The following is a 2,781-nucleotide window of genomic DNA, read 5'->3' on the forward strand; positions in this document are numbered from 1 at the left end:
CCAAAAATTGCGACTATTATCAAACAACAGACCGAAGGAAGCACCGTTGCCAACACCGTCAGCCATGCGATACTCGGTGCGGTGGTAGCCGAGCTACAAGGCAACTCAGCTCTAGTGGGTGGCTTAGGTGCTGCTGCAAGTGAACGTGGTGCTGAGGTTATCATGGGTATTCTTTACCCAGGTAAAACAGTAGCGGAATTATCACAAGAAGAAAGACAACAAATCAGCGCCCTATCACAACTAGCGACAGGCCTAGCAATAGCCGCTGCCGGTGGTGATATCCAGGATGTGAATACTGGCGTTGCTGCGGGTAAGAATGCGGTTGAGAATAATTATTTAAACTCTCAAGATCATCAAAAGAAGGTTGGTTTAGAATATAGAGAAGAAGAAGGTTTATTAACTGATGAAGAAAAACAACAGTTAATGGAACTTCGAATTAAAGATAAAAGCGCCTCAGAAGCGTTATTAGAAGCTTGTGTTGATGTAAATAGTGAAGCATGTCGTTCTGAACGTAAAAAGGCTTATGAAGCGTTAGGAACATACATAAATTATTATTATAACAAATTAGAAGAACAAAATGGTTATCAACAAATAAAACATTTATTAGATGGTACCTCAAACTCACCAGAAGCAAATCAATTACGTGCTATTTATGAAGGTTATGTACAAAGTTATAAGAGTTTTGGCTATAATGACGAAGAAGCTAGACAAATGGCAGGTAGAACTATTGGCACAATGATGATAGCCAATGGTATTACAGGGACTATAACTCTTCCCAAAATAAACAAAATTTTTGGGAGTGGCAAGTTATTAGCAGGAAAAGAACCAACACTCCCTAACGGTTATACTTCACAAGGAGCTAATGTTGTCGGACCGAAAGGCGGCGTTTATACCCATACAGGAAAATTTGATGCCGCAGGTAACCCAATATATACTAATAACGGTGCTTATTATACTTTTGAAAATGGTGCAAAAACGAAGGTGCCATCGCCGAATACAGGGAAAACAACCAACGGTCGCCCACATTCATCCACATCAGAAAAAGATGTTGGCGCCAGCTTGCCTCCAGATTATAGAGGTCAAGTAAGTTATAAAGATGGTGTAGAAGTCCCTCATGGTACAAAAGGGAGTGTAAGACCTGATTTTTGTAATGGCACAACTTGTTCAATAGAAGTGAAAAATTATGATATAGGCAAATACGCTGATAATCTGATTAATAATATTTCTAAACAAGCACTTGAACGACAAAAACATTTACCAAATGGTATGCGACAAGAGGTTATAATAGATGTTAGAGGACAAAATATACCTCCGTCTACTAGAAAAAAAATAACAGAAGGAATCGAAAATAGATCTCAAGGAATAATTAAAGAGAAACAAATAAGATTTAAAGACAATTAAGGAATATTTTATGCGTGATATAAAAACAGGATTTATTGGTGGTGGGACTATTATCGATTTAGGAACGGATAGTGATGTTAAACTATTTTTTGATTGTATTTCATATTACCTTCTGCCGAAATATTCTAAAGAAGATTGGTCTGTCTTAACTGATCGTTTCTATCGCCGATATTTGAAATTAGAAGAGCTAGATACGGCTGAGTCTTTAATGAAATTGGTTGAGGAAGAGTTTAAACAGTTAGATAGAGAAGCCATTGATTGGGGGCCTATTTTATCAGGTAAAGCCAAAAGTGATTTAGACAGAACAAAATCAACTTTATTTGATATATTTAGTCAATATTTCAGCGCATTTTATCGCTGTATGGAATTTGCTATTTATGAATATAAACATTCAAGTTCAAATCTTTATCGACCTATAATGGTAGCTATGACTACAATACCTGATGTTATTGCTTATGAAGACATTCCACTATCTGTTTTTGATAACTTAGGTACGGATGAGAAGCCGATTTGGTGGACAGGAAAAATTCCTAAATAACCTTGTTTTACTTTTCCAATTCTGTGATAAAGCTCGCAGAATTGGAATATATGATTCAATTTATAACTAAGTTATGAACTCTAACACCAATTTGTATTGCTCATTGTGTCATATTTCTTTATCTTCAAAGCGTAAAAACACACTAATTCACTATTTTTACCCATAAAAAATTTTTCAGAAAAGGCATTGATTTTATTTGAGTTTTTTTTTGGGTGCTTTTTTTGTGCTATCCGTGGCGGTGATAGCCTCAGAAGCGAAAGACAAGAGCCAAAACCGCCTTGACACAGGCACAATCAGCTTTAGTGATATCGAAAACAAAGCGGACTACCAAGTCAGTAGCAGCAGTGCAGGGGTAAGCTCTAGCGGCATGCCATCGATGCCAACCAGTCGCAATAAAAACGAAAGCGAGCATTCGACGACGCATTCAGCGGTATCGGAAGGGACGATAATTATCCGCAACAAAGACGACCAAAAACAAGATATCAACGAACTAAGCCGAGATACTGAGCAGGCGAATAACGAGCTCAAACACATCTTTAACAAACAAAAAGAGCAAGACATCATCGACCAAACGCAGTTAGTGAGTGAAATTGGTGGTGAAACGTTAACGATGCTTAATCATATAGACCGGATAAGAGCCGAATCCAAGGCAAAAGAAGCGGTAGAAAAAGAACAAGAAAAAGCCGCAGACAAAGGCATCGTGTTAACCGACAAGCAGCAACAAAAAATCTACGAAGACGCCTACAAAGAATCGATGAACCAAGGCATGTCAGCGATGGGCAGTGACACCCGTCAAGGCATTGACATGGCGGTTAGTATCATCAACGGCTTAATCAGTGGCG

General features: G+C 38.2%; 3 protein-coding genes. All 3 read left to right on the top strand.

Features of this window, described 5'->3' with window-relative positions; all coding sequences use genetic code 11:
- The coding region (locus A9G25_RS11805) for a VENN motif pre-toxin domain-containing protein (protein WP_065627064.1) at positions 1-1,401 on the top strand (1,401 nt) is incomplete at its 5' end.
- A 10-nt stretch (positions 1,402-1,411) separates the two neighbouring features.
- Complete coding sequence (locus A9G25_RS11810; protein WP_065627065.1) at positions 1,412-1,939, top strand: hypothetical protein; 528 nt, start codon at positions 1,412-1,414, stop codon at positions 1,937-1,939.
- Between the two features lie 223 nt (positions 1,940-2,162).
- A partial coding sequence (locus tag A9G25_RS11815; RefSeq protein WP_141675105.1) for a hypothetical protein occupies positions 2,163-2,781 on the top strand: 619 nt, incomplete at its 3' end.

This window comes from Gilliamella sp. Bif1-4 (assembly GCF_001690535.1).
GTDB classification, from domain to species: Bacteria; Pseudomonadota; Gammaproteobacteria; order Enterobacterales; family Orbaceae; genus Gilliamella; species Gilliamella bombi.